The following is a 26838-nucleotide window of genomic DNA, read 5'->3' as shown; positions in this document are numbered from 1 at the left end:
TCGTTAGAAGGTTTAATGATGATTCCGCCAAGTCTAAATGCCGGATTGGCAAACTTTGTAAACGGATCACAAAGCAACAGCTATGACCAGAATGATTCTGCCTTGCCAGCGAATGCTCAACATGCGGGCGGTATTTTTCGGAGTCGTGCCACTGAAGATCTTCAGCACAGTACGGCCGTTGGTGCTCGGGCTGCAAGTGCTGTTTTGCCTGCCCATAATTATATGAATCCAGCATTGGGTGGAACTGATAATCCATCGGTTGTGAAATTTACGGTTGGCTCAGATGATGAGAGTTCTGATGATGATGCTTCACCCTTATCCTCCCTAAGTTCAGGTCCTGGTTCAGAACCCGATTGCTTCATGGAGTTGGAGCAAATGTTAAAGAGCCTTCTTCTGGTAAAGGACGCGGATTCCACTGAAGGTGCTGCAGGGGGCTGCGCTTATCGTGGCGGTGAGCTGATTCTGGAGGAGTCTCTGACATCCAGCTTGAATGAACTGGCGTCAATATCTTCTGCGGGGAAGGGCGCTAGCGATAAGGCCGTTGAAAGTGTCAGGAAAGAACTTGGTGAAACGATCGCTGACTATTTCACAACAGCCAGACTGGAAGAATTGCATACCATTGCCTGTAGACTCGAGTCGTGGCAGAAAACGAATTGCAGATTACTTGAAAAATGTAAAGTTAACTCCTTCGACACTTACATACCCGATCTCACTACCCGGGGAATGGTTCCAATAAAGTTCGATGATCTAATCAACGGTATTATTAATACAGGTGTTATGTCTGATCTTGGCAAAGGGCTTGATAAAATTGACAGTTATCTGAGAGGGTGTGATGTAACGATGCTACGCCACAGTCATCGTCTTTGCACAGATATGAGCAAAGACGTCCATCAGCCAATACTTTCCTTCTCATTTTACCAGGAAAATATATTAGACTCACAATTTCCAGATGAGTTTTTTGATGGCGAAGAATTACCAGATTTCACTTACCTTCTTGATGGCGATAAAAATAAAGACTGGAACCACCTTGCCCATGAGTTGGATGCTTATTTTCAACCGGTATTTCAGGAGCTGGGTGAGGTTGGGGGGGGGGGGCCAGCAGGCACTCTGGAAGAATACTTCCAGAGTGTCGTTGATTAATGGAAGGTTTTATCGGGCTCTTCAGACTGGGAAGAAAGTACTTCTTCAGAGGATTGCTCATCAGTAGTCTGGCTTGCTGAAGGTTCAGTACCCGGTTCTTCCTCTTCTTCCAGGTCCCGGATTTCCGACAGCGGCGGCAGTTCATTCAGGTTCTTTTCTACAGTTTATCTTCGAGTAGCTGCTCCTCATCGCTGTGTTCTCCTGTCTGGCAGGCAGGCAACAACCGTTCGAAATCGTTCTCGTAATTGAGCTGAGGAGGAGCAGCCAACGGTCTACCAGTCCGTGGCTGGCTGTTGGAGTGCATTGGCATGGGTTCGTTACGGCCAATATCAGCTGATGATGATCTTTGGCGGTAACGGTAGGCGCAGAAACCAACAGCACCGGCCGCCACAAAAAACACCGCGGCACCCAGGGCGATACCGGTGATAGCGCCTGTACCCAGTGATGCCACTGTCGGAGTTAAAGTGGTAAGTGTGGCAGAAGCCGGGCCGGGAAGGGAAATGTTGGCACTTGGTACCGTTACCGGCGTCTCTGTGATCAAGGGCGTAAGTGTGGCAGAAGCCGGGCCGGGAAGGGAAATGTTGGTACTCGGTACCGTTACCGGCGTCTCTGTGATTAGGGGCGTCAGTGTGGCATTAGCACAGTATGATGTATCAATAACATACTTAACGGGCTGGCAATCCGGTGTTACCAGGCTGGGGTCTGTATTTGCACAGAAATCATTATCCAAACCATAACGACAGTCTCGGGAACTGTCTGTTTGTTTATTACCATTAATTCTGACATTACAAATAACCGGGTTATCCCCTCCCGTGATATTTGCTTTACCATCACTATTAATGATGCTGTCAAACGCCTTGGTGTCGGTAACAGTTCCTTTGTTAATAATTCCCGCCCCAATACCGGCATCTGCCTGTGCGCCAGAGGTTGTCACATTGCAGTTTACTGCAGCCGTGTCGGTAACAGCTCCATAACTAATTCCCGCCCCAATACCGGCATCTGCCTGTCCGCCCGAGGTTGTCACTTTGCAGTTCAGCGCTGTCGTGCCGGTAACAGCTCCTACATTATTTCCCGCCCCAATACCGGCATCTGCCTGTCCGCCCGAGGTTGTCACCGTGCAGTTTACTGCAGTCGTGTCGGTAACAGATCCATAACTAAGTCCCGCCCCGATTCCGGCATATGCAAAACGATTCTTTGTTTCAATATGACAGTTCACCGCTTTCGTGTTGGTAACACTTCCTTTATTCTCTCCCGCCCCAATACCGGAGTTAGCTTCACTACCAGAGGTTGCCAAATTGCAGTTCACCGCTGTCGTGTTGGTAACAGCGCCTTGTTCCAGATATCCCGCACCGATACCGGCGAATGAATAATCGGAAGTTTTCACTGTGCAGTTCATCACATTTGTGTTGGTAACAATTCCCGAGTCTAACCAGCCCACGGCAATACCGGCAAATGCTGCTGATATATCATCACCAATGGAGGCTTCCACCGTGCAGTTTATTGCTGTTGTGTTGATAACATTGCCTCCATTAACCTTACCCACGCCAATAGCTGCGCCTACAACTTCATTGGTAGCAAGGGTAGCAAGGTAAGCATGCTCAGCCCGGATATTACTGATTGTGGCACCGCCTGACATTTTACAAGCCGCAACCCCGGCCGTAGTTGTTGATGTAATATTGGCATTACGAAAGCGCAGGTCATCAATAAGGCCGTCACCGGACAAGTGTCCTATCAGGCAGTGCGGAAGTTTGAAGATGGTACGACAGTCACCGACCACCTTGCCAGTAAATGGAAGGGTTTCATTGCCAATGGGCCTAGGCAATTGGCTACCGTCGATATCCTTTGTCAGCCGATATTTATTGCTGCATGATTCTGCATCCTGGCAAATCTTGCCCAGTGTCTCGGCGTCCGCCACTTCAACCCAGGGGGTATTGTCAGGGGTGGATGCTGATGACGCGCCGACAGCGGAAAGGCCGACCAGAGCTCCCAGTGCCACGGAGGTGTTTGGCAACTGGCTGGCACGCAGCGTTGAGGTGGCGGAGTTATCAGGCTGTTGTTGTGGGTTCAGTGAAGTTTTTCCGGTTTTATTTTTAGCATTTGCCGGAGTCTCGTCCGGTGTTTCCCTGTGTGTGCCAGGCTCGGGTACCAAATCGGCGTGGGCAGTGAACGCGTTAAGCTGATCATTGGCAAGCCGTCCTGCAACCGCGAGGGTGGCAAGATAGCTCAGCGCATTATTGATTTCCGGGGGCATGTTGGCATAGGCCGCTATCGCCCGTCCTGCCAGTGCGGTGAACTGCAGGCAGTGACTGGTCTTGCCATCACGGCCCTGAAAGTCAATAGCAGCAGCAGAGTCTGCAACATCCGGTGGCGGTTGGGAATTGGGTGGATCATAGAAGGGATTAAATGACCGAATTAACTCACGGGCTTGCAATCGAATTACCTCCAACCCTCTCCATTGCCCCTGCGGTTCTGTAGGCTGGGTTGTTACAGGTTGTGGGTCGATGAAAATGCCTGCCGGGTTTGAGTCTGGTTGCCGTATCAAAATCAATACCTCATAACAAAGTTGATTATGTTGATATCAATCCATTGTCTTATATGGCCAATATTAAAAGGGAAAATGGTTATGTGGTATTTAACTATTCTGAAACGCAATTTCTATTTTTTCCTATATTTGTAAACGCGTTAATGGTGAGGGCTAATGGTAGCCAGTTGTATGGCATTAGTAAGAATAGTTTGAATCACATACGCTTTTTTTTATGCTTGGATGCTTATTTTTACTGGTATTTGGGGCTGGGCAGGGGGCTCTGTTCCAGAAGACACCCTGTAAGAATACTTTCAGAGTGCCTTTGATTAATATTTGATTAATAAAAGGTTTCATCTGGCTCTTCAGACTGGGAAGAAAGTGATTCTTCAGATGACTGCTCATTAGCAGTCTGGCTTTCTGAAGAGGTGGCTAATTCATCTTCAGTTGGTTCAGCACTGTGTTGCTCTTTTTCCTCTTCCAGTTGCAGGGCCGGTATTTTCTGCTTTTTGATCAAGTCATTAAAGCCAGTGGGTAATTCGGCTTCCATGGCGTCCAGTTCATCGAACAGCTCCTGGGCCGAACGCTCTTTGATGATCTCCTGGTCTGCCAGCTCCGGCTGTTCTAACGTACCGCCTGCAGCCGCCAGTGCCTCGGCAATCTCTTCCGGGATTTCCAGAGCCTTGGCGATTTCTTCCAGGTCCCGGATTTCCGACAGCGGCGGCAGTTCATTCAGGTTCTGCAGGTTGAAGTAATCCAGGAATTGCCGGGTGGTGGCAAACATGGCGGGTCTGCCGGGCACATCCCGGTGGCCGACAACGCGAACCCACTCCCGCTCCTGCAGGGTGCGTATGATATTACTGCTGACACTGACGCCACGAATATCTTCAATTTCTCCCCGGGTAATGGGCTGGCGATAGGCGATCAGGGCCAGGGTTTCCAGAAGGGCACGGGTATAGCGCTGAGGTTTTTCGTCCCACAGGCCGCCAATCCAGGGAGCCATGGCCTGACGAACCTGGAAGCGGAAGCCGGACGCTACTTGCTTCAGTTCAAAGGCCCGGCTCTCGCAGGCGTCAGATACTTTGACCAGGGCTTCACGGATTTCATTGCCATCAGGGCGATTGTCTTCCGGAAAGAGGGCCGCCAGCTGTTCAATCGTCAGTGGACGACTGCTGGCCATGATCGCTGCTTCCAGAATCAGTGAGAGATCAGGCTTTTCGCTCATTGATATTTTCCATGTTATTCCGGGCCTTCACATGAATCGGTCCAAAGGGTTCGCTTTGTACCAGCTCGATCAGGGATTCCTTAATCAGTTCCATAATGGCCATAAAGGTGACCACCACGCCCAGTCGGCCTTCGCTGACCCGATAGAGTGCCACAAAGGGGGTGAAGCGTTCAGGGGAGAGCATGGCAAGCACCTCGCTCATCCGCTCTCGAACGGACAGTGCTTCTTCCGCTACATGGTGGTGCTCAAACATATCAGCCCGACGCATGACTTCGCTCAGGGCGACCAGAATATCCTGAAGATCAACATCCGGATGTATCTGAACCCGCTCAAACTCAGGAGGCTGAACTTTGGCTGGCCAGTTATTCCGGCCCATTCTGGGCAGGTCATCCAGGTCTTCGGCCGCTTTCTTAAAGCGCTCATACTCCTGCAGTCGCCTGACCAGCTCAGCACGGGGGTCGTCTTCTTCCTCTTCAGCCTCTGCGGTTCGTGGCAACAGCATTCGGGATTTGATTTCCGCCAGTGTTGCGGCCATCACCAGATATTCTGCCGCCAGCTCAAACTGGGAACTTTCCATCAGCTTGACGTATTCCATGTACTGATGGGTGATCTGGGCCACCTGGATATCGAGGATATCCATGTTGTTCCGTTTGATCAGGTAGAGCAGAAGATCCAGCGGGCCTTCAAAGGCTTCCAGAAAGACTTCCAGGGCATCCGGTGGAATGTAGAGATCGTCAGGCAGCTTGGTGAATGGTTGACCCTTAACCAGCGCCAGCGATTTTTCCGCTCTTATATGAGGAGCTTCGGGTGCAACGGATTCTGCTTCCGATGGGGCTGACGTCTGTGCTGGTTGTTCGGCCACGGCTTCCGTCGTGGTCATGGGCAGTTCACCTCTTGCTGGGCCGGGGGAGCCTGTCGGACTTAAGACTGTCCTACTGCGGTTGCGATAAATTGGTCTAAAAATTCCTGCTTCTTCGTCAAATAGCCCCGCTATTCTCCTCAGAAGCAGAAATTTTTATCCTCAATTTCTCGCAATCCTCGCTACGGACGCTTAAGTCCGACAGGCTCCTGGGAGGTTAGATGGCTTATTTGCTGATCAGTTCCATCATGCCTGCCAGAGGTGGTGTCTGTCCAGAGAGGAACTATACCAATTCTCGGTCAGGCTCTTAGCGATAGTGCAGTCCCATGGCATCCCGGACTTCCTTCAGGGTGTCCTGGGCTTCATCGCGGGCTTTCTCGCACCCTTCGGTAATAATGCTCTTGACCACATCCTGGTTATTTTCCAGTTCCAGGGCTTCAATCCGTATCGGTTCCAGCTCGGCCTGGATCGCTTCTATGACCGGCTTTTTGCAGTCGAGGCAACCGATGCTGGCACTGGTACAGCCACTGTGTACCCAGTCCTGACGTTGCTGGTCAGAATAGAGCCGGTGAAATTGCCATACTGGGCATTTTATGGGATCACCCGGATCATTCCGGCGAATACGGGCCGGGTCCGTGGGCATTTTCCGGATCTTGGTGTCCACCTCGTCCGCACTTTCTCTGAGACTGATGGTGTTGTTGTAGGACTTGGACATTTTCTGTCCATCCAGCCCCGGCGTTCTGGCTTGCGGTGTCAGCAATGCCTGAGGCTCTGGCAGAATAACCTTGCCGGTGCCTTCCAGATAACCGAAGAGGCGTTCCTGGTCACCCAGGGTAATATTGTTCTGTTCTTTCAGCAGGGCCCTGGCTGTTTCCAGGGCTTGTTCATCGCCTTTTTCCAGATAGGTTTTGCGAAGCTTCCGGTATATTTCACCCTGCTTTCTGCCCATTTTCCGGATGGCCATTTCGGCATTTTGTTCAAAACCGGGTTCACGGCCATAGAGATGGTTAAAACGGCGGGCAATTTCCCGGGTAATCTCCACATGGGCTTCCTGATCCGCACCCACAGGCACGCTGCCTGCCCGATAGGCCAGAATGTCAGCACTTTGCAGGAGGGGATACCCCAGAAAGCCATAGGTAGAAAGGTCTTTCTCTCTGAGTTTTTCCTGCTGGTCTTTGTACGTTGGAACCCGTTCCAGCCATGACAGCGGTGTCATCATGGAAAGCAGCAGGTGAAGTTCGGCATGCTCCGGTACCCGGGACTGAATAAAAATGGTGGAAGAGCCAGGGTTCACACCAACGGCGAGCCAGTCAGTGACCATATCCAGCATGTGTTGCTGAAGGTGCTGGGTATCTTCATAGTGAGTGGTCAATGCATGCCAGTCTGCCACAAAGAAAAAACAGTCGTATTCGTGTTGCAGTGCCAGCCAGTTTTTTAAAACACCGTGATAATGGCCAAGATGCAATCGGCCAGTGGGTCGCATGCCAGATAAAACACGCGACTGAGGGTCTACAGCGCTCAAAGGGCTCTCCCAAATTAGTCCTGAGAGGACAGGGTACGACAGTTTTAATCCAGGGGAAAGAGGGGCGAGACAGTATTCCCTGCCGCGCATTACCGGCTTTAGTGGCCGATAATAGGATGGGTCTTGTGGTCAGTATCAAAAGACTGGATGTTCCCCTGAACAAGGCATTGATAAAGCGTTTTTCCCGGTCTCATAGTACATGGTTTCAGTGAGTTTGACGGGTTGTTGAGCCTCCGCACTCCGTTCGTCCTGAGCCTGTCGAAGGTCGGAAACTCCGGACTCTGATAGATCGTGCCAAGCACCCTTCGACTCCGCTCAGGGTGAACGGAGATTGTACACGTCAAACTCTTTGAAACCAGGCTCCTAGTGTCTGCGGTTTTGAAGAGGGTATCGTTCCGGATATTTGATGATGTCCGTGGCGATATCAAGAAATTCTGATTGAATGCCCTCATCTTCAAGAATCTTGATGGCAATATGCTGTTCAGAAAAACCGGATTTTAAAAGGTAGTCATAGACCAGTCTGCCGTCACTGGTGATGTCGGCGTGAACATGCATGTTCTGGAATATTCCGGGGTATTCATCAGCCAGCAGTGTGGGTCTGGGGTAGTGGGTTGTGCAGATATTAATGCAGTTCCGGTTGTTGGAAATGATTTTCAGGTAGCCATAAGTGCCAGCCTCACCTTCTATCGGATTGGTGCTGCTGAAAATCTCATCCATCAGTGTCAGGCTGAACTGGTACTCTACCATGTTTTCAATATGGTCCATCAGTTCAATAGCTCTTACCGATTCTGCCTTGAAGGTTGACAGCCCTGCTGCCACCTCTGAGCTGATATCCATGTGAGTATGGATCAGGGAAAACGGGGTTATTTCAATATCGTGCGCTGGTGCAATTCCAAAGGTCTGTGCCAGCAGGACGGCAATGGCAATGCCTTCCATATTGGTCGATTTTCCGGCGGCATTAGGGCCTGTAATGATGGTGTTCAACGGTAATTGCGCGCCTATTTCAATACTGTTTGGCACGGCGACTGCTGGTGATAAATGTGGATTCCAGAATCGGTCAAGTCTCAGGTAGGGTGAAGCGTGTTCCGGAATGTATTTTGCAAAGGCAATTGGGTTGCTTTCTCTTTGCTGACCCTGGCTTACCAGTCTGGCAATGGTCAGCCAGGCATCCACTTCACCCACGGCCTTGAGGATGTATAACAGAGAACTTTTGTGCTTCTGCATCAGTTCTAATGCCATGTGGTAGCACCCCATGTGAGAGGTGTAGTAGTGCCAGTTAGAACGGACAGGGCTTTCAGGGGGCTCTTTCAATAGCGCGAGCATTTCCCGGAACTCTTTCGAGTAATCCAGCCTTGCAAGCTCCGGGTAGGATAACAGCACTTCATGAAACGGTGGATGGTTCTCAAGGGTCATCCAGAGTTTTCTGGCTTCAAATAAGGCAAGGCCCGGGCGTCTGCTGCGTTCCATTACGTAGGTGTAATATTTCCTCTCTCTTTTGGCACTTCGTTGTGTCAGATAAAGTGTCAGGCCATAAAGTGTCAAGCCGCTGACCAGATGCAATGGATGTGAAGAATTGTAATAAAGGTAGGTTGGCATAAACCCGAGGCTCAGCAAATTCAGGCTTTCAATAAAACGACGGGAGGCTTCTTTTTCATTGCTGGTTTTCGGGTTCATACCAAACTGAGTGGTAGCATCCAGGCTCTGGAAAAGTCCTTTATAGACAGTATCGGAGGGGTCAAGCAGAGATATGATGCCATCCTCATTGGCGGAGAACCGTTGTAAATGATTCTCCAGCCTGGCCATGATTATTGGATTATCGATCAGGTATTGAATGGTGGATTGTCTTTTTTTCAGTACGTTGATATCGGTTGTCGGAGTAATCAGCATATTGGCTAACATGATTTCTCCGGATATGGTAATCGGGGTTCCAAGGCTTTTCAGAATGCTGTGGTCGGGTGACTGCGTTGGTCCATTTAATAAATCCAGGTCTTTAACGGCGTAATGTGTCAGAATTTTGTTTGTGGAACTGGCCTGGTCGATGGTTTGTTGGGTGAGTGATTTTAATACGATTTTTCTTTTTTCTCCGGGTGTAAGAATAATATCAGGAAGTTCACCTTTAACTTCTTTTGATTCAATTTTTTCATTAGTGTCCGGGTAGGCTTGAGAAAAGTGTTGTTGTGATGTTTGATAGGTGTTTTTTATACCAAGTTCAGCCTGAATATCTAAAGGGTGTATAAGAAATCCAAAGATTATTATGAATAATTTATTTTGGTATCTTTTGGTTTCCGGTTTTTTGATTGCTGATATTGGCATGGTTTGATAAATGCTTTGTTGATTGATTTCGACTATTCACATATTCACTAATTGATTCTTGATTGTTGGATGCAGTATGGGATTCAGGCTTTTGAATTAGACTATTTATCCTAGACGACTTTTCTGAATAGTAGAAAAATAGATTTGCTGTTAATTCCACATCATGGCATGTCATGGATAGTTGTGTGAACTAACAGCTGATACTTGCTTTACCGCAAGAAAAACTAATCAATCATAAAAGGCTCAGGATTACCTTTGCCAACCCTGAGAAGTTCCGGGACATCTTCCATCAGGCTGACCACTGTCGTCGGCTCCATGCCACAGAACCCGCCATCAATAATCAGGTCCAGCTGGGGTTCCAGCGTCATGCGGATATCGTAAGGATCCATCATGGGGAACTCGTCACCAGGCAAGTGGAGCGTTGAACTCATAATGGGGCAGCCCAGCTCGCTGAGCAATGACTGCACAATGGCACCTTCAGGCACACGTATGCCGATGGTCTTCCTCTTCGGGTGCATCAACCGTCGAGGCACTTCCCTGGACCCTTTCAGAATAAAGGTATAGGGGCCCGGTGTGTGATTTTTCAACATTCGATATTGCGTATTATTCACCTGGGCATAGGTCGCAAGTTCGGAGAGGTCTCTGCAGACCAGGGTAAAATTATGCTTTTCATCCAGCCTGCGAATTTTCCGGATGCGCTCAACCGCCTTTTTATCGCCAATGTGACAACCCAGGGCATAGGCTGAGTCGGTAGGGTAGGCGATCACACCACCATCGCGAATAATATCGACAGCCTGACGGATCAGGCGCAGTTGCGGGTTGTCGGGGTGAATCTGAAAGAACTGGCTCATGGTAATCGTCAGCATCAGGGTTATTCACTCTACCTATGGCCCGGGGTGTGGGTGGTGACAAGCAAACAAGTTTGTCGGCCATAACTCAGAGTGATGAAGGGGTAGTACATGGTTTCAATGAGTTTGACGTGTACGATCTCCGTTCACCCTGAGCGCCCTTCGACCCCGCTCAGGATGCACGGACGAAGGGTGCTTGGCACGATCTATCAGAGTCCGGAGTTTCCGCCTTTAGGCCCTATGGGTCCTTCGACAGGCTCAGGACGAACGGAGTGCGGAGGCACGACAACCCGTCAAACTCATTGAAACCATGTAGTAGAGCCTTCAGCAAGAAAAGGGTCTTTAGCTAAAAAAATAGCCTTCAGCCGAAAGAGTGATGCTTCAGCGAAAGAGCACGGTGGTGATTGCGCAAAAGCGGTGGCGCATCATAACACTGAGGTCAGCAGGAAAGAAGAGCTGGCCAGTGGGGCTCACATTTCTGTTTGTGATTACTCACGGGTGTTACCCAGACAACACGGTAATGATTTCACCTTCTTCCCCGGCCACAGCAGGTGCTATGTCCAGATATCCCAAACCGGTTTCAGGTTGGCAGGGAGAGAGGGAGGCAGTCGACCAATATCAACCCACGGGTAGTCCGGGTTATGAAAATCGCTGCCCTGTGATGCCATCAGGTTAAACTCCCGGCAATAGCGTGCCATTTGCTCTACCTGACTGTGTGGGTGGTTAGAGCCTTGAACCTCCATGGCGTGCCCGCCTGCCAGGGTAAAGTCTTTGATCAGAGCCCGGAGTCTGGTGGCGGTCATCCGGTATTTTCCGGGGTGGGCAAGAACGGCCGTTCCTCCCAGTGCCCGGATCCAGGCAACGCCCTGACTCATCTTTGGCCAGAAGGCTTTAAGGTTGCCAATTTTGCTGTTATCGAGGTACTTGCGAAACGCAGCATCCATATCATGGCATCGTGCTTCACTGATCAGCCAGCGGGCAAAGTGTGGCCGCCCAATCTGCACGTCGTCCGGTTTCAGCATAAAGCCATGATGGCTGTTTTGCTGTTGTTCAACCGCAACCTCAAGGACTTTGCGGAAAATCTGATCGGCATTCCATTCTGGCAAACGGCGGGCCAGCCGTTCGGCAATATGATGTGAGCGTTTTCTGCGGGACTCGCCCTGGGCTTTTATGACCAGCTCCAGGTCCTGGTGATCAAGGGAGAAATTCAAACCGACAATATGAATTTCAGCACCCGACCAGGTAGTGGAGAGCTCAATGCCGGTGATTAATCGAATATCCCCCTCAGGCTGGTGGTCTCTGAGGAAGTAATGGGCAGCAACGGTGTCATGATCGGTAATGGCCAGGGTATGGACCTGTCGTTCCTGAGCCCGGAGGTAGAGTTCAACTGGGTCAAGAGTTCCATCAGAAGCGGTGGTGTGGCTGTGTAAATCAATGGAAATCAAAATTGCCTCTTACCCTGAAATTCAATTAGTTTATTATGTAGTTTGACTGTTATTGCCAGCAGGCTCAAACTCCCTGACCGTTATTTACTAACGGGGTGACTAGGAGGCTGTCCGAGAATAGACTGCCCTACTGTGGCGGCAGCAAATTGGTCTAAAAATCCGCTTTTGTTCGGCAAATAGCCCCGCTATTCACCTCACAAAACCGAATTTTTATCCTCAATTTTCTGCCGTCCTCGCTACGGGCGCTATTCTCGGACAGCCTCCTGATTGGTGCCTCCTATTCTACTCTGATTGGCCAAATATGAAGCAAATAATTGACTTTATTCCTCTGATTCTTTTCTTTGTCGTCTATAAAATGGACCCGAGAACGGTCAGTCTGGGGGCAAATGACTTTGAACTGGGTGGACCGTTCAGCGCAACTCTGGTGCTGATGGTTGCTTCCGTTCTGGTGTACGGCAGCCTGTATCTGAAAAACCGTGCGCTGGAAAAAAGCCATGTGGTTACTCTCGCGGCGGTTATGCTGTTTGGGGGCATGACACTGACGTTTCACGATGAAGCTTTTTTGAAGTGGAAAACCCCCATCGTCAACTGGATCTTTGCGGTTGCTTTTCTGGGCAGTCAGTTTATTGGTGAAAAGACCCTGCTGGAGCGGATGATGGGACACGCCCTGACACTGCCGGACAATATCTGGCTCAAGATGAACATCAGCTGGGTGATCTTTTTCATTCTTCTGGGGGCGGCCAACCTGTTTGTGGCATTTACCTTCCACGATATCTGGGTGGACTTTAAAGTGTTCGGCAGTCTTATTCTGACATTCCTGTTTGTGATTGGTCAGTTTCTGGTGATTTCAAAACATATTCAGACTGAGGAGAAATAAATGCTCTACGCTATTTTCAGTGAAGATGTCGATAATAGCCTGCCATTGCGAATGAAGGCGCGCTCCGCACACCTTGAGCGGCTTCAGCAACTAAAGGATAAAGGGCAGCTGGTGCTGGCCGGTCCCTGTCCTGCCATAGACAGCAATGATCCGGGAGAGGCTGGTTTTACCGGCAGTCTGGTGGTTGCCGAATTTGCCAGCTTAACCGAAGCCCAGGCCTGGGCAGATGCAGATCCCTATATTGAGGCTGGCGTTTATCGACAGGTTATCGTTAAGCCATTTAAAAAAGTTCTGCCGTGATTTGAGATGCTGATACCTGTGAAAATGCAAAAACATTGGCTGGCTGTTCTGTTCGGGTTGTTATGGATCGGGCAGGTCTGTGCAGAGACACGATATATCACTGATATTACCTATGTGCCCATGCGCAGCGGACCCGGTAATGAATACCGGATTCTGCACCGTGGACTGAAGACCGGCACTTCGCTGGTACTGCTGGAAGAAAATTCCGGCAAGGGCTTCAGTAAAGTGAAATACGGTGATCAGGAAGGTTATGTACCGACACAATACCTGATGACCAACCCACCGGCTTTTCGCCAGTTACCCGCGGCCCTGGATCGGGCCAGAAAAATGGCGGCGGACAATAAAGCGCTGGAAAAACGCCTGATTGAACGGGATGGTCAGCTGCAAGAGGTAACCTCCGAACTCAACAAGGCGGATAATAAACTGGATCGCCAGCAGGTGGAGCTGAAACGACTTCAGGATATTTCTGCTGAGCCCCTGGCGATAGATCGTCGTAACCAGCAGCTGGTTGAGGAAAACGAACGGCTGAAGAACCAGTTGCAGGTGCTGCAGGCGGAAAACCGTCAGCTGCTCAGAGACACCAGCCTGCGCTGGTATCTCTTTGGTGGTGGTACAATACTGCTGGGTATTCTGCTTGGTTTGTTCCTGCCGATGTTGAAAATCCGCAAGAAAGAGAGCGCCTGGGTTTAGGGTTTATCTTAGAGTTTCCAGAGGTGAGGTTAGATGAATCTGACCTCCCTCAACGGTCGTTGTGGCCAAGATCTCTTTCAGGGGCAATCACGTCCCTGACTTTCTGTTTGATTTCCTTGGGTTGAGGAAATCCACCGTTCTTTTTCCGTTCCCAGATCTCTTCGCCATTGAGCCTGATGATGAAGATGCCCCCTGTTCCCGGCTTTAGCCGAACTTCCCCTATATCAGTACTAAAGGTACTTAGCAGCTCCTGTGCCAGCCAGGCAGAACGCAACAGCCATTGGCATTGACTGCAGTACTCTATCTCAATAACGGGCTTTTCTGTCATGGCTCCCTCGCTTAAAATTCGCCGCTGTTTTTTTCAACGCTTGATAAATTGTGGCCTCATCTTCATGGAGAGTGCCCTTTTTATCAAGGTTCTTTTATTAAGGTTCTTTTATCAAGAAAGGTACAGTGCATGGATTGGATGGTTGATCCAGCAATAGAAAACTATTGCCAGACGATGACGTCCGGTGAGTCTCCGCTTCTGGCCGAGCTGGCTCAGGCCACGGTGGACAGAACCCGTTACCCCGTTAACCTCTCCGGTCGGCTGGTAGGGCAGACCCTGAAAATGCTGGTTAAGATCAGCCGCAGTAAAACCGTGCTGGAAATTGGTATGTTTACCGGCTACGCAGCGCTATCCATGGCAGAAGGTTTGCCCGATGATGGCGTGGTGTATGCCTGTGAAACCAACCCACGGTCCATTGCCATTGGTCAGGAGTTTTTTGACCGGTCTCCCCATGGTCATAAAGTCAAAGTGCTCTTTGGCAGGGCGCTGGATACGATCCCGGAATTAACAGCGGAAAAACTGGACCTGGTGTTTCTTGATGCAGACAAGAAGAAGTACCGCGATTATCTGGAGCTGGTACTGCCCATGCTGAACCCTCACGGGCTTGTGGTGATTGATGATGCCCTCTGGAAAGGGAAGGTGCTTGACCCTCAGGAGGAGCGTGATCAGGTGATTGCCGATCTGAATCGTTACATTTATCAGCACCCAAACCTTGAGAGTGTGCTGCTGCCCATCCGGCATGGTTTAAATATTGTGCGAAAAGTCTGACCTTCTGCCTTTCTGCCATTTATCCACTATTATCCATTACTCGCAAATGAGTATTTAAGAAGGGGGCGTTCATGATTATCTATGAAGTCAATTGTCTGGTGGATAATGAAATTGTGGATGAGTTCAGGGCCTGGCTAAAGCCACATGTTGATGCTGTGCTGAAGGCCGAAGGGTTTCACAGTGCGGAGATACTGAAGCTGACGGTAGATGATCAGCTGACAGCACGACCTTATTCAACCGGTTTTTCCATTCGCTATCGAGTGTCCGGGCAGGATGCGCTGGATCACTACCTGGCAAACCTTGCTCCTGCATTTCGCCAGGAGGGCATTGACACGTTTGGTCATCAGTTCACAGCATATCGTCGTGTATTAAAGGAAGACGACTGATCGTCAAACCCGGGGCCGGGCAGAGAAAATCAGGTTAGTTATTTCTGGACCGTTTTTTGGATTAGTGGCTCATAGGCTGCTCAGAAATCAGAGCAGATGTCCCGGGGGTTGACCAGCTGGAATTCCAGGAGGATTGAGCCTGCAACTGTTCAGCCTCGAGAATATTCTCCATATAAAACTTTTGCCATGGACCATCAGGATAGCCGCAATCCTTAAAGTATTTCCGCGTCAGGCTATCATTGCTATCCAATTGCTTCTTATAGTCTGACAATGCCAGGAGCGAATCAATTTTTCGCCGCTTTGCGTAAACTGCCATCATGGAATTGTCAGCTTCATTCAAGGCAATTCTGCGCCTTTCAAGCAATAAATCCTTAATCAGGTCAACCGGAGTCTTCCCGCTCTCATCCGGCTGATGCAGTGTTGATCGTCCAGTACCCGCAAGCTGCTCTTTCAGCAGAAACTCAAAGACCTCCGGATCTGGCTGCTGTGCAGCGTGATGCAGCAGATTGCTTTGATTGTTTGTGCGGTGCATCAGAAAGCGTTGGGAGTAAAGTTGGCGAAATTCATGACAGAGATAATCACAAAGCTCGGATACTACATTAAGGTTGCTCCTGGCCGCAGCCAGGCTTAATGTACTAATGCCGGTGTTATTCACCGTATCGGCAATTTTTCCGGCGCTGAGAAGTGCGTTAATGAGTCTTATAGCCCCGGCATTCCAGCCATTAGACAGGGCAAAATGCAATGGAGGGTCACCGTTCATGACTGGCATTTTCTTATCACCCGCAGTAACGGCCAGTTCATTCACATCAATGACAGCGGTGCATTGATCAATCATGTTCCACCATTGAGGGGCTTCAAGCGCGGCTTCCAACAGCTCGTTATTCTTCGCCAGGCAGGCAATATGAAACGGGTTAAGCTGATGGGGCAGGTTCCAGCTATCCACCAGGGAACCATCGGGAGCAAGCAACTCGGCCGCAACGGCCCTGGCGTTGCCAACGAACTCGTCTATCTCTGCCGAATTCAGAAACCTGCTCGCCGCCTCAGTGAATTCAGGTACCGCCGGGACCTTATCATGAGGTTCATGAACGGGATCCGGGTTGACAGTCTCACGGGGCAGATGAAAGACACCTCTAACACGATTCATATCAGGCTCCAGGGTTAAATTCTTCTGGTTTGGCTTCTTAACAGAGTTGTCACGTCAGACGCTGGTCGACCACTCAGCTCACAGCTGCCAATCACTGTCGAGGGCTATGGTATTTTCCCGAAGCAACAGTATCTCATCCATAACATTGGCTTCGGGGCCGGACTGTTCAAACCAGCAGCCTAAAGCATGGGACATTTTGCTACCTTTAGAAAAACTGTGCAGACACTCCAGAACCTGTTCCTCATGGATTACCTGTCCATCTACAGGTTGTTTCGTGATGCAGCAGTGTGCCATGAAGAAGAAATGCAGGCGTAAAGTCTGAACTGAACTTCTCAGGGTTTTGATGGATTGCAATACCTGCTCTGCTGACACTTTCTGGTGATTGATTGGCAGCCCATAATACATAGCCATGAATGTCAATACACATTCCAGTCGAAGTTCCTCTGCACCTTTGACCGATACGCTGTTCAAAATTTGCCAGGCCTCTTGCAGCAAACTCCGGGCTTCACCGGTTTCATGGTCCCGCTGAGATTGTTGCAGCCTTAGCATCAGATACCTGGTTTGCCTTGCAGAATGATTACCGGGGACTTCATTAAACGCTGCCAATACTTCCTGGTCATCCGGACAGGTAATATCCAATTCCCTGGCATTCAATGCCAGCTGAGCATAAAAAATGGCTTTTTGAAGTAACCAGCCGCCGCATTCACAAACCTTAACCACCGCATCCGGTGTGACCGGCTGACCATTCAACAGCATGCCCTTCAGGCAACAATGCGCTTTGAAGCGCGCCAGCTCCAGCACAGCCCCGGTTGCCTCATAACCCTTAACTACCGCATCCGATGAGACCTGCTGACCATTCAAGGTCAGGCCCCTCAGGCAACATTCTTCCTTAAAGCGCACTAATCTCAGTTTGCCCTCGGGGCTTTCCGGGAACCCCCTGACCACTTCGTCCGTTGTAATCAGCTTGCCATTTAATGTCAGGCCTCTCAGACAACATTCCTCTTTGAAGCGCGCCAGCTCCAGTACTGCTGAAGCTGCCTGATAAGCAGAGACCACCGCTTTCGTTGAGACCTGTTGGCCGCCCAATGGCAGGCCCCTCAGGCAACATTCCGCTTTAAAGCGCGCCAGCTCCAGTGTCGCTCTGGCTGCCTGAAACCCCTTAACCACCTCTTTCGGGGTAACCTGCTGGCCATTTAATAGCAGCCCCTTCAGGCAGCATTGTTCCTTAAAGCGTGCCAGCTCCAGTGTTGCCTTGACTGCCAGATAACCCCTGACCACCTCATTCGATGTAACCTGCTGACCATTCAATGCAATGCCCCTCAGGTAACAGTATTGCTTAAAACGCGCGATTCCCAGTTTGCCTTCCGGACTATCCGGGAAATCCCTGACCACCTCATCCGGGGTGACCGGCTGGCCATTTAACGCCAGGCCTTTCAGGCAACATTGTTGCTTAAAGCGCGCCAGCTCCAGTATTGCCCTGGCTGCCTGATAATTCTTAACCACGGAATCCGGTGCGACGGGCTGGCCATTCAACGTCAGGCCCCTCAGGCAACATTCCGCTGTAAAGCGTGCCAGCTCCAGTTTTGCCCTGGCTGCCTGATAATCCCTGACCACAGCATCCGGTGAGACCTGCTGGCCGTTCAACGTCAGGCCCTTCAGGCAACATTCCGCTTTGAAGCGTCCCTGCTCCAGTGTTGCATTGACTGCCTGAAAACCCCTTAACACTTCATCCGGATTGACGAACTGGCCATTCAACACCAGGCGCTTCAGGCAACATTCTGCTTTAAAGCGTGCCTTGCCAAGTTGGCCTTCCCGACTGTCCGGGAAAGCCTTAACCACTGCATCCGGTATGACCTGCTGACCATTCAACGGCAGCCGCATCAGGCAACAGTGTTGCTTAAAGTGGGCGAGCTCCAATGTTGCGTTGGCTGCCTGATAATTCCTGGCCACCATATCTGTTGTGACTTCCCAACCATTCAGTGGCAGGTTCTGCAGGCAACACTCCGTTATGAAGCGCGCTATCCCCAGCCTGCCTTCCGGACTATCCGGGTAACTCTGAACGACCTCGTCCGGTGTGACCGGCTGTCCATTCAGCGCCAGGCCCTTCAGGCAACATTTTTGCTTGAAGCGTGCCAGGTCCAGTGTTGCGTTGGCGGTCTGATAATCCTTAACCACTGCATCCGGTGCGATTTGCTGGCCATTCAACAGCAGACCCCTGAGGCACCATTGTTCCTTAAAGTGCGCCAGCTCCAGTGTTGCCATGGCAGCCTGACAACCTCTAACCACTGCCTCCGGTGTGATCCGCCGACCATGCAACGACAACTCCCTCAGGCAACATTCCGATTTGAAGCGTGCCAGCTCCAGTGTTGCCCTGATGGCCTGATAATTCCTGAACACTGCTTCCGTCGTGACCTGCTGGCCATTTAACGGCAGGCCACTCAGGCAACATTCTTCTTTGAACCTTGCTAACCCCAGTTTGCCTTCCGGACCATCCGGGAAATACTTAACCACCATATCCGGCGTGACACTCTGGCCCTTCACCGGCATGCCCCTATGGAGACAGTGCTGCATAAAGCGTGCCAAGGCTAATTTGCACTTATTATTTCGATCCGGTTTACGGTTGAATTCTTGAATGACCTGATCCGGGGTAACTTTTCTATTGCCATGGAGAATGTTCTGCAAGCACAGTTTTTGCAGGAAGAAGCCAGGTCGAAGGGACGTTGTATCATTCCCATAGGCGTTAAGGACAACAGCCGAGGTGACTTTACGACCCTGAAATGGTTGTTTTTCCCAAAAGGCATCTTCAACGCATTTACTATCGACATGGAGCGGCGTCGTACTTCTCTGAGACTGATGGTTTGATACTTGTTTACCGTTAAATGCACTTCGGGAGCGGTGAGGAGTCCCGCTTGAACCAGCTCGTCGATCAATCGATCCCGAAGGGTAGAAAGGTGGTGCTGTTGCTCTCAGAATGAAACCTTTCAAGCATGGAATGGAAATTCCGGAATTTGACCTCAAAATAATTAATAGGTTCCATTGATGGTTTCCTTCTATCAATGACGTCCAGATTCCGCTCAGGGTGAACGGAGATTGTATTCATCAAACTCATTGGAATGTGATGTATCAGCCGAATGAGACAGCAGGAAGGCAGGAATGCGCCTTCCTTTGCTACCTGAAGTTTGTGCCCGGAAGCTCAATCACCGGGTGTCGCGCCTACAGGCTCAAAATAACGGTAAAATGTCAGTGATCTGCCATCGCGGATAAGGCTGCTCAGATAGCCCGATTTAAAGACGGGGTAGACTGCCGCCTTACCAGTAATATACCAGACGGGCATTGACGTTTTTGCCGCCAGATACAGCGGCAGCGTTTCACCGGTTGCCTGGAATTCCATAGAACCTGCCGGTTTATTGATCATAACATCCTCTATGGTTGTCAGTCCGACGGTGCTGAGTGCCAGTAGTGGGACACGGTCCTGATCTGTCATCCCTCCGGTAGTTACCGCATCCGCATAGGCCTGGTCACTGAGCTGTCCCAGCTGATCCAGGGTAATACTGCCCAGACAGGCCATATTGCTGCCACGTCCCACGGAGACAAAATGACCCACCTGGCAATGATTCAGCATGGCCTGATAGTTTTCCTCCGGGGATGCATTTTGAGTGGTCATGATCAAACGGTTTTTGATGCCTTCTTCAACCTGATGAACGGAATATCTGGGAAGCCATTTGCCAAAAGGCTGAATGAGCTTCAGGACGAAGGTGGAAGCGTCCATCCCCCTTTCACCGTCAGGGCCAATGGTGCCTTCGCCAAAGGCAAAGTAACGGTTCTCATTGTGTTCCGGCGCAACATAGTCTGACGGGTATTTTAACAGGGTATTACTCAGCTGGTTCAGATAGTTCTGGTAACTCAGGGGAATTGGCACTTGTATCACCTGATTATCCAGTTTTCCCGCAGGATCAACCGATAATTCCTCCGGGGACAGCTGGGCAGAATAAAGCCGTAACTCTGACGATTCTATCTGCCGGGATGCCGGAGGTTGATGGTTTCGCGCTGCGAAAAAGTACCTGCCACTCAGGCTGTATACCGGGGTGCCTAAAGGCAATCGCAGGTTTATGTCCTGACTTCTGACCCGGCTGGTGACGGTCAGTTTCAGTTGGCTATCAGGATCCCGGGATGAAACGGGAAGTTCACCCGCCAGAGAGTCATCGACAAAGGCGATATGCCTTGCCTTGGTGAACTTGAGGCCAAACTCCGGACGCCACAGGGCTACCCAGCTATCTTCGGCAGACTCCAGACCTGCTGAGTCAATAGTCGTTAACTGACCAAGCACAAAGACCGGGGTATTTCTCAGAATAAGCGTACTGGATGATTTCTGGTTAGCGGCAACATTGGAAGCCTGAGCCAGATTATTGGTAAAAAATACATCACTGGGGAAAAACTGCGCATCAGCATCGGCGATGGTTATGGCCCGGGCTCTGGGGTGAAACCTCTGAAGATATTGAGTCTGCTGAACCCGCTCTAACAGCTGCTGGCGTTCAGCTTCGGTAATCAGATGGCCAGAGGCATCAAAATTATTGCTGATGGCACCAATGACCACTCTGGCAGCCGTCTGGGTGATAGAGCCGTACTGCTGTTGGTAAGCGGCAAGGGCTTCGTCCACTTTCAGTTTGTTCCAGGGAGCGAGCAGCCACTCCTGCAGATTATTGTCGCCGATTTCCCATCGGACCGTTGTATCCCGGGGGTTGATTCCCTGCATTTCTGCGATGGTATGGACATCCTGCAGCCCTTTATAAACAGCGCCCTGTTGGTCAGCTTCAGGATAAGCGGCGGCGAGCGCGGTTATCCCGCAAAGGAGAGTGAAAATCAGCCATCTTGTTATTGCCATCTGTACTTCCTCAGTGAATCCAGCGTTTCATGAAGCCTCAGACAATATAGACAGATAAATGGGGAAAGGGTTGCAAATGGCGCGAAAAAAGCGGCTGCTCCCCGGAATATGGGGAGCAGGGGACCGGTTAAGGAGCTGTTCTGAAATAATGACCACACTTCAGGGTTTCAAAACTACGTTCGTCCTGAGGCTGTCGAAGGGCGTGAACTCCGGCCTCATGTATTGTGCCAATCACCCTTCGATACTTCGACAAGCTCAGCACTCAGGATGAACGGAGATCGAGTTCAAAATGTGGAAATTATTTCGTAACAATTCCTAAATCGACCAGCTCAGGTCAATATCCCTGGACTGGCCAGAGTAATAGAGCCTGGTTCGGGCTGGCTCGGTGCTGGCAATCAACTTACCTCGACGGATAGAGAGGATGACCGAAGCCTGGCGGCACACCTTATCAAAAGCGTATTCAGAGAGAAGGTGAGTAGAAAGGCCGGTTTTACAGCCCATCCAGGTGAGACCTGACGTGTAGGCACCGAGCAGAAGGTTACCGATCTGTTGTTAATTACCCGAATTCCCTTTATGGTTGCACGCGCATTCCTGTTAAATGCACACAATAATAGAAAGAAAAAAGGAGTAATTACTGTGGAGCACCTGCTGGAAGACTATACCGTTATCACTGAGATACCCGTAGCCTGGGGGGATATGGATGCCCTTCAGCATGTCAATAATGTCGTGTATTTCCGTTATTTTGAATCAGCCCGGATCGATTATTTCGGCAAAATGCAGATGATGGAAAAAGCGAAAGGCAGTGGTATTGGCCCGGTGATCAGTCATACCCAATGCTTTTACAAGGTTCCGGTTACCTATCCAGACACCTTGCTGGTGGGCTCAAGAGTTCGTGATGTGCAGGAAGACCGTTTTACCATGGAGTATGCGATTTTCAGTAAAAGCCTGAACAAAGTGACCACAACCGGTACCGCAACGGGCGTTATGTTTAACTTTTTGACCAATCGCAAGACCAGTATTCCAGAGGAAGTGAAAGCCCATATTCAGACAATTGAAGCGGGCGGGATAGCAAGTAGCTAACTTCATCGAACTTTTTCAAAGTTCACAGGGCAAAATCTGGGATATTGGCAATGAACTAATGTTACTGTTCATTGTCCAAACTTTGGCGAAAAATTTTTGGTATACAGGCTGGACTGTTGCCCGGTCTGGTCAGTGGACTGGAACAGACAAGTTCCCTGTTTAACCCGCATCGTTATTGTATTCGTTTTATCAGAAGACAGACTGATTGGGTGCAACGCTGGGAGCGACGGTTCAGTTTTTCATCATGTGTGGCTTCATTCACATGACAGTTATTTCATACTTATTCACTTCAGGGATAGCACACACATAGATACTTCAGCAGACATATAGAAGATGGGGTCAAAATGGATGCGTCAACTGCACTATCAGCATCGAAGTCAGTAGCTCTTGCATGTGAGTTTTGTTCTCAATCAAAGGCTAATGACTCCGGGTTCTTCTGCCATCGTATAATTAAACAATACCCTCAATGCCGGGCTGAGAATCTGGTTCCTTCGGGCCGCATGAACAAAGGGCCTTTTCTGAAATATGTTCTTGAACGAATGTCCCGTTTTGAAATCGTTACACCGATTATGCGGTTTATTTCCGGATTATCGAATTCAATGCCCGAAAGAGTGACGTTCAGTGATCAGAGGATAAACCAGGCAAGTTCGGATAGTGCTGTTACGTCTCGGGCCGCTGGTGATGAAGAGACAATAAACGACAATGAATATCTGCAATTGTTATCTGAAATCAAGCCTGACCGGGAGCCTGATAGCCATCTGGATAAGCCACTGTCTGACTGGTGTGGCGTTAATGCTGAGAATATGTCAGATGCTATTAAAAAAGCCTGCCAATCAGATCAACTATCAGAGTCAGAGAGAGGGTGTATCAGCGAACAGGGTATTTTTGAGCAGCCGTTGCAAGCCGCTGATTTCCAACATAATAAAATACCCGTTTCGGTCAAGGCTGAATTTCACTTAAAGGGGATGACAGCAACCCATGGAATGAAAGGGAATGGTGTTAAGCAAACGGTAACCACAAGGTTTCTCGATATGCTTGGTGCTTCTGATGAATTTTGCCTGCTGCAAACCAACACCCAGCATGCACTGGGTGCCGGTGCCAGTGGTATCAATCCCAAAGATGGTCCTTTGGCTAATACCTATCTGGGGAAAAATGGCCGACCTAAAATTCCCGGTGGTTCCACTTCTGGTGGTGCCGTTGCGGTCAGCAGTGGTCTGTTGCCCATTGCCATCGGCAGTGATGGTGGTGGTTCTGTCCGCATACCCGCGGCAGCAACGGGCATTGTCGGGGGGAAGTGTGGCAAGGAAGAAAGTCGTGCTGAATCGTTTCTTGATCAGACAGGGGGAGCCTATAAAGATAACCCGGAGTCAATGGTAGAGTCAGGAATTTTAGGACTTAAGGTGGGCGATATTGCAAAGGCGTTTCTGGCGTCCAGCAGTGTCAGACCAGATAAACGCTGTTTGGACTACCAGAAGCTGGGTGTGGCGATTGATCTGGATGCCATGGGCATTGCCAATCCGGCCGTTGCAGAAAAATGCCAGCAGGCCATTGGCTGCTGGCAGAGTAAATATGGCAAGGCCAGAAATGTGCAGGAAGTCCACCTTATGGATCTTGAGAACTCTCCCGGGAATGCCAGGGCACTGGCCCTGTCCCATGTGGTACTTTTTGGCTCTGAAGAACTGCAAGCCTTTAATTCAACCGCGTTATCGGATGATCAACGGAACCAGGCCGATCCGGAACTCAAGCTGAATATGAATTTGGCCAAATCGTTTACTGATCGGATGAAGCGCGTTGCCAGAGAAAACCGTGCGCAATTCAAACAGCACCTTAAATCACTCAAAGATCGAGGCGTTGACGTTATTCTGATGCCCACGATTCCCGAAGTGAGCAGAGATATTATCAGGGGCGAAAAACAATACGGTATGGCTGACTTACGGAGTTCATTGCAGTTGAGTCAGCTCACCAGTCTGGCCAACTTGCTTGATGTGCCTGCAATTACTCTGCCTGTTGGCCATGATAAAGTTCATGGTATGCCTGTCGGACTAACCCTGATGAGTACTTCGGAAGATGACTGCAACCTTTACCATTTTATGCCGTTGGCAAAAGAGTTTGAAAATGTAACCCGGGAACGTAATGAGCTGAGAATGAAAAAACCGGCCATCTATTTTGGTGACTATCTGCACCGGGAAAGTTAGCGGTTTATTTCCTCTTCAGCAGAACCAGAACAGAACCGGTGCCACCTTCGGAAGGCGGGGCAGAACAAAATGCCAGAACATCCGGTATCTGTTTTAACCAGTGATTGGTATGGCTCTTTAACGTCGATTGTCGTTCTTTGCTGCGGTGAGACTTACCATGAATGATGCGTACACAGGTCAGCCCACGGTAGCGGGAAACCTGAATGAACTCATGGATAAGATCTCTGGCTTCATCAATCTTATAGCCATGCAGATCCACTTGAAACTGAACCGGGATCGTCCCCTGACGCAGTTGCCTGAGCCTTGTGGTCTGGATTCCGGGCTGAGAGTATTCAATAAACTGTTCAGGATCGACAGGCTCAATCCAGGCGTCAGAGAGTGCAGCACCAGAGGATGGCTTGTCCAGCTCGGCAGCCTTGCGGCGAGCCCTTAGAGTGCTTTGTGGAATATCTGAATTCGTCTTGCGATGGATGCCAGAATGCGTCTTGTTGCCTTTTTTGCCAACCAATGGTTGTACATCCCTCATGGCTTCCTGAAAGCTTTGCTCGTCATCTCGCTCTGGCATAAAAATGGCTACTTATCGCTGAGTACGGTGGTTAACAGTTAACCGGAAAGGTATTGTACTAATTGTGCCAGTATCATCAAACCACTTGAGAGTAGTTTCTGGTTGAGATGTTTTGTTAAAGTGACTCATTGAATTATCGGACTATTGAAGTTAGCACAAATAACAATGAACCTTATCTTGACAGCCATTTGATTGGATGGCGTGCCTTGATTGCCCAAAATACGAAAACCGGCACGGCGGGATACCGTCGCACAGTTGAAATAAAAAGCAACGAGCGCAACAAGTCCTGCTAGTAAGAGATTTCTAAATGGACTTGAATTCAAGTTGAAACCAAATTTTATTTTTTTGCTTTATTTGATTCTATTATAAAGGTTGCAGCTTGCTTACCAGCGACTTTTGCTTGTTCTACATCACCGAAAATCTTGAAGGCCTTTTGGTAAGCCTTCTGGTAAGCCTTCTGGTAAGCCTTCCCTATTTCGGACTGTGCCCAGGCCCGTTTGGCAGCCTTCCCTTTCTCGGACTGTCCATAAGCCTTCCCTTTCTCTGACTGTGCCCAAGCTCGTTTGGCAGCCTTCCCTTTCTCGGACTGTTCGTAAGCTCGTCTGGCAGCTTTCCCTTTCTCGGACTGACTGTAAGTTCGTTTGGTAGCCTTCCCTTTCTCGGACAGTCTGTAAGCTTTTTGGGTAGCCTTATACTTCTCGGACTTACGGTAAGCTTTCTGATAAGCCTTCCGTTGCTCGGACTGTTCTGAAGCCTTCCCTTTCTTGGACTGATCGTGGGCTGCTGCGGGTGTGGGGTGTAGGGGTTCACCAGAACCGGACAATTCAGGTGCTTTAAACTCAATAATTTTCGTTATGGCTTTCTTTTGTGTGTCTTTATTCAACGGACCAGCAACAGCAATTGGACGTGATGATGGCTGAGAAAGATCAGCTAACAAACTTTCCCGGGGGAATTGCTGAGCTATTTGTTGAGAGTTTGTTGAGGTTAAATCTGTGGATGCAAAATCATTATCAACAGATTCACTGGCTGAGTCACAACCTGAAATTTCATCAAGGTTTTCTGGTGATAATTCAGGAGGCACTAATTCGCTTGCAGTGGGTGGTAAAAGAGAAATTGAAAAATCATTAATCGAACGTGGAGAAGATGGTGTGTTCTGACTTATTACTACCTCATTTAAATATCCGTGACGGTATGGACCCAGTATCTGCGTATAATAGCCGACCATCCTTGGCTGTAAACTGGTAACACAACAAGGTGGTATAAAAGGTGTCTCTGCAGAATCCTGTAGACAGGAATCAACAGAAACGAACGTTGACTCTAAGTTAAGTCTATTCATTGAACTATTGAACTATTGAATTACAGATTAAGACCACTCTTTTGTATTAAAGTTTCTCCGTTACACCAGCCAGCTTGCCACGACGTTTATATATTCACCGTCGTATTGATAGATTTCAACGTTAGAAATCTTATAAAAGTTCAACAGATTAGAACGCATAAAAATTTTTTTATTTCGGCAAATGTTGTACTTTCAAATGGATATTTCCTGACTTTATAGTCATCAAGTTCTGGCAGTCATGGCGTGTATTGTCATGACAGAATATCTCCAGGTTCCCCATATTAAGTACAGAAACGTAAACGCCAATTTAACCAGCGTAATAGCCAACCCCGCCGGATCGGCTTATTCTTGAGATGCCTTCACTGCCCAGGGTAGAAGCTGCTCCAGTTTCTCAACCGTTTCGGCATAAGGCAG

The 26838-nt window shown here is 49.5% G+C and carries 23 protein-coding genes; 9 read left to right on the top strand and 14 right to left on the bottom strand.

The features are described from left to right. The first annotated feature begins 375 nt into the window (after positions 1-375). Entirely contained in the window at positions 376-1140 is a 765-nt protein-coding gene (locus ACO6VE_RS18335) for a hypothetical protein (protein WP_422462763.1), read from the top strand. A 157-nt stretch (positions 1141-1297) separates the two neighbouring features. Here the strand turns inward: ACO6VE_RS18335 and ACO6VE_RS18330 are convergent, their stop codons facing one another. From ACO6VE_RS18330 to ACO6VE_RS18300, 7 genes are all read right to left on the bottom strand, one after another. Continuing rightward, positions 1298-3682, bottom strand: coding sequence for a hypothetical protein (locus ACO6VE_RS18330; protein WP_422462761.1), 2385 nt, complete (start codon positions 3680-3682; stop codon positions 1298-1300). A gap of 319 nt (positions 3683-4001) precedes the next feature. Beyond that, positions 4002-4886 (bottom strand): SMC-Scp complex subunit ScpB, encoded by an 885-nt coding sequence (gene scpB / locus ACO6VE_RS18325; protein ID WP_422462759.1) that lies wholly within the window; start codon positions 4884-4886, stop codon positions 4002-4004. After that, positions 4870-5766: a segregation and condensation protein A gene (locus ACO6VE_RS18320; RefSeq protein WP_422462757.1), complete on the bottom strand. Its 897-nt coding sequence runs from the start codon at positions 5764-5766 to the stop codon at positions 4870-4872. Before ACO6VE_RS18320 ends, scpB begins: the two co-directional genes overlap by 17 nt. A gap of 286 nt (positions 5767-6052) precedes the next feature. Next, entirely contained in the window at positions 6053-7267 is a 1215-nt protein-coding gene (locus ACO6VE_RS18315) for a tryptophan--tRNA ligase (protein WP_422448596.1), read from the bottom strand. 363 nt (positions 7268-7630) lie between these two features. Then, entirely contained in the window at positions 7631-9580 is a 1950-nt protein-coding gene (locus tag ACO6VE_RS18310) for a MutS-related protein (RefSeq protein ID WP_422462755.1), read from the bottom strand. Between the two features lie 224 nt (positions 9581-9804). After that, positions 9805-10431, bottom strand: a complete 627-nt coding sequence (locus ACO6VE_RS18305) for an L-threonylcarbamoyladenylate synthase (RefSeq protein ID WP_269676060.1) — start codon at positions 10429-10431, stop codon at positions 9805-9807. A 551-nt stretch (positions 10432-10982) separates the two neighbouring features. Then, complete coding sequence (locus ACO6VE_RS18300; protein WP_422448592.1) at positions 10983-11873, bottom strand: PHP domain-containing protein; 891 nt, start codon at positions 11871-11873, stop codon at positions 10983-10985. Between the two features lie 301 nt (positions 11874-12174). Between ACO6VE_RS18300 and ACO6VE_RS18295 the strand changes: the two genes are divergently transcribed. From ACO6VE_RS18295 to ACO6VE_RS18285, 3 genes are read left to right on the top strand one after another with little or no spacing between them, the layout of a single operon-like run. Next, the gene (locus ACO6VE_RS18295) at positions 12175-12750 is read left to right on the top strand and encodes a septation protein A (protein WP_422462753.1); all 576 of its coding nucleotides are present in this window, start codon (positions 12175-12177) and stop codon (positions 12748-12750) included. Beyond that, complete coding sequence (locus ACO6VE_RS18290) at positions 12751-13050, top strand: YciI family protein (protein ID WP_422462752.1); 300 nt, start codon at positions 12751-12753, stop codon at positions 13048-13050. It begins immediately after the preceding gene. 6 nt (positions 13051-13056) lie between these two features. Next, the gene (locus ACO6VE_RS18285) at positions 13057-13740 is read left to right on the top strand and encodes a TIGR04211 family SH3 domain-containing protein (RefSeq protein ID WP_422448588.1); all 684 of its coding nucleotides are present in this window, start codon (positions 13057-13059) and stop codon (positions 13738-13740) included. Positions 13741-13789: 49 nt separating this feature from the next. Here ACO6VE_RS18285 and ACO6VE_RS18280 read toward each other — a convergent pair whose 3' ends face one another. Then, on the bottom strand, positions 13790-14068 hold the full coding sequence (locus tag ACO6VE_RS18280; RefSeq protein WP_163373176.1) for a SelT/SelW/SelH family protein: 279 nt from the start codon (positions 14066-14068) through the stop codon (positions 13790-13792). A gap of 129 nt (positions 14069-14197) precedes the next feature. Between ACO6VE_RS18280 and ACO6VE_RS18275 the strand changes: the two genes are divergently transcribed. Together ACO6VE_RS18275 and ACO6VE_RS18270 are read left to right on the top strand one after the other, a co-directional pair. Beyond that, complete coding sequence (locus tag ACO6VE_RS18275; RefSeq protein ID WP_209203402.1) at positions 14198-14836, top strand: O-methyltransferase; 639 nt, start codon at positions 14198-14200, stop codon at positions 14834-14836. 71 nt (positions 14837-14907) lie between these two features. After that, positions 14908-15222 (top strand): DUF4286 family protein, encoded by a 315-nt coding sequence (locus ACO6VE_RS18270; protein ID WP_422462750.1) that lies wholly within the window; start codon positions 14908-14910, stop codon positions 15220-15222. 61 nt (positions 15223-15283) lie between these two features. Here the strand turns inward: ACO6VE_RS18270 and ACO6VE_RS18265 are convergent, their stop codons facing one another. Beyond that, positions 15284-16366: an ankyrin repeat domain-containing protein gene (locus ACO6VE_RS18265; protein ID WP_422462748.1), complete on the bottom strand. Its 1083-nt coding sequence runs from the start codon at positions 16364-16366 to the stop codon at positions 15284-15286. A 78-nt stretch (positions 16367-16444) separates the two neighbouring features. After that, positions 16445-18907, bottom strand: coding sequence for a hypothetical protein (locus ACO6VE_RS18260; protein ID WP_422462746.1), 2463 nt, complete (start codon positions 18905-18907; stop codon positions 16445-16447). A gap of 87 nt (positions 18908-18994) precedes the next feature. Here ACO6VE_RS18260 and ACO6VE_RS18255 point away from each other — a divergent pair, with 87 nt between their 5' ends. Next, positions 18995-19228, top strand: coding sequence for a hypothetical protein (locus ACO6VE_RS18255; RefSeq protein WP_422448579.1), 234 nt, complete (start codon positions 18995-18997; stop codon positions 19226-19228). 331 nt (positions 19229-19559) lie between these two features. Here the strand turns inward: ACO6VE_RS18255 and ACO6VE_RS18250 are convergent, their stop codons facing one another. Beyond that, positions 19560-21248, bottom strand: coding sequence for a hypothetical protein (locus ACO6VE_RS18250; protein ID WP_422462744.1), 1689 nt, complete (start codon positions 21246-21248; stop codon positions 19560-19562). Between the two features lie 315 nt (positions 21249-21563). Beyond that, the gene (locus tag ACO6VE_RS18245; RefSeq protein WP_422462742.1) at positions 21564-21749 is read right to left on the bottom strand and encodes a hypothetical protein; all 186 of its coding nucleotides are present in this window, start codon (positions 21747-21749) and stop codon (positions 21564-21566) included. 72 nt (positions 21750-21821) lie between these two features. On the opposite strand from ACO6VE_RS18245, the gene ACO6VE_RS18240 reads away from it, so the two are divergent. Then, complete coding sequence (locus ACO6VE_RS18240; protein WP_422462740.1) at positions 21822-22328, top strand: acyl-CoA thioesterase; 507 nt, start codon at positions 21822-21824, stop codon at positions 22326-22328. 500 nt (positions 22329-22828) lie between these two features. Continuing rightward, complete coding sequence (locus ACO6VE_RS18235) at positions 22829-24523, top strand: amidase family protein (RefSeq protein ID WP_422448573.1); 1695 nt, start codon at positions 22829-22831, stop codon at positions 24521-24523. Between the two features lie 4 nt (positions 24524-24527). Here the strand turns inward: ACO6VE_RS18235 and ACO6VE_RS18230 are convergent, their stop codons facing one another. Together ACO6VE_RS18230 and ACO6VE_RS18225 are read right to left on the bottom strand one after the other, a co-directional pair. Next, positions 24528-25088, bottom strand: a complete 561-nt coding sequence (locus ACO6VE_RS18230; protein WP_422448571.1) for a Smr/MutS family protein — start codon at positions 25086-25088, stop codon at positions 24528-24530. A 337-nt stretch (positions 25089-25425) separates the two neighbouring features. Then, positions 25426-26313, bottom strand: a complete 888-nt coding sequence (locus ACO6VE_RS18225; RefSeq protein ID WP_422448569.1) for a hypothetical protein — start codon at positions 26311-26313, stop codon at positions 25426-25428. Positions 26314-26838 lie beyond the last annotated feature (525 nt).

The organism is Endozoicomonas sp. ALB115, from assembly GCF_049310245.1.
Lineage (GTDB): Bacteria > Pseudomonadota > Gammaproteobacteria > Pseudomonadales > Endozoicomonadaceae > Endozoicomonas.
This window is presented reverse-complemented; position numbering and strand designations above follow the sequence as displayed.

What these genes read in the sequence shown, in the direction of transcription:
- ACO6VE_RS18335 (WP_422462763.1), top strand. Translation starts at nt 376, where the DNA reads ATGTTAAAGAGCCTTCTTCTGGTAAAGGACGCGGATTCCACTGAAGGT.
- scpB (WP_422462759.1), bottom strand. Translation starts at nt 4,886, where the DNA reads ATGAGCGAAAAGCCTGATCTCTCACTGATTCTGGAAGCAGCGATCATG.
- ACO6VE_RS18320 (WP_422462757.1), bottom strand. Translation starts at nt 5,766, where the DNA reads ATGACCACGACGGAAGCCGTGGCCGAACAACCAGCACAGACGTCAGCC.
- ACO6VE_RS18310 (WP_422462755.1), bottom strand. Translation starts at nt 9,580, where the DNA reads ATGCCAATATCAGCAATCAAAAAACCGGAAACCAAAAGATACCAAAAT.
- ACO6VE_RS18305 (WP_269676060.1), bottom strand. Translation starts at nt 10,431, where the DNA reads ATGAGCCAGTTCTTTCAGATTCACCCCGACAACCCGCAACTGCGCCTG.
- ACO6VE_RS18295 (WP_422462753.1), top strand. Translation starts at nt 12,175, where the DNA reads ATGAAGCAAATAATTGACTTTATTCCTCTGATTCTTTTCTTTGTCGTC.
- ACO6VE_RS18290 (WP_422462752.1), top strand. Translation starts at nt 12,751, where the DNA reads ATGCTCTACGCTATTTTCAGTGAAGATGTCGATAATAGCCTGCCATTG.
- ACO6VE_RS18285 (WP_422448588.1), top strand. Translation starts at nt 13,057, where the DNA reads ATGCTGATACCTGTGAAAATGCAAAAACATTGGCTGGCTGTTCTGTTC.
- ACO6VE_RS18280 (WP_163373176.1), bottom strand. Translation starts at nt 14,068, where the DNA reads ATGACAGAAAAGCCCGTTATTGAGATAGAGTACTGCAGTCAATGCCAA.
- ACO6VE_RS18275 (WP_209203402.1), top strand. Translation starts at nt 14,198, where the DNA reads ATGGATTGGATGGTTGATCCAGCAATAGAAAACTATTGCCAGACGATG.
- ACO6VE_RS18270 (WP_422462750.1), top strand. Translation starts at nt 14,908, where the DNA reads ATGATTATCTATGAAGTCAATTGTCTGGTGGATAATGAAATTGTGGAT.
- ACO6VE_RS18265 (WP_422462748.1), bottom strand. Translation starts at nt 16,366, where the DNA reads ATGAATCGTGTTAGAGGTGTCTTTCATCTGCCCCGTGAGACTGTCAAC.
- ACO6VE_RS18250 (WP_422462744.1), bottom strand. Translation starts at nt 21,248, where the DNA reads ATGGCAATAACAAGATGGCTGATTTTCACTCTCCTTTGCGGGATAACC.
- ACO6VE_RS18245 (WP_422462742.1), bottom strand. Translation starts at nt 21,749, where the DNA reads ATGGGCTGTAAAACCGGCCTTTCTACTCACCTTCTCTCTGAATACGCT.
- ACO6VE_RS18240 (WP_422462740.1), top strand. Translation starts at nt 21,822, where the DNA reads ATGGTTGCACGCGCATTCCTGTTAAATGCACACAATAATAGAAAGAAA.
- ACO6VE_RS18235 (WP_422448573.1), top strand. Translation starts at nt 22,829, where the DNA reads ATGAACAAAGGGCCTTTTCTGAAATATGTTCTTGAACGAATGTCCCGT.
- ACO6VE_RS18230 (WP_422448571.1), bottom strand. Translation starts at nt 25,088, where the DNA reads ATGCCAGAGCGAGATGACGAGCAAAGCTTTCAGGAAGCCATGAGGGAT.
- ACO6VE_RS18225 (WP_422448569.1), bottom strand. Translation starts at nt 26,313, where the DNA reads ATGGTCGGCTATTATACGCAGATACTGGGTCCATACCGTCACGGATAT.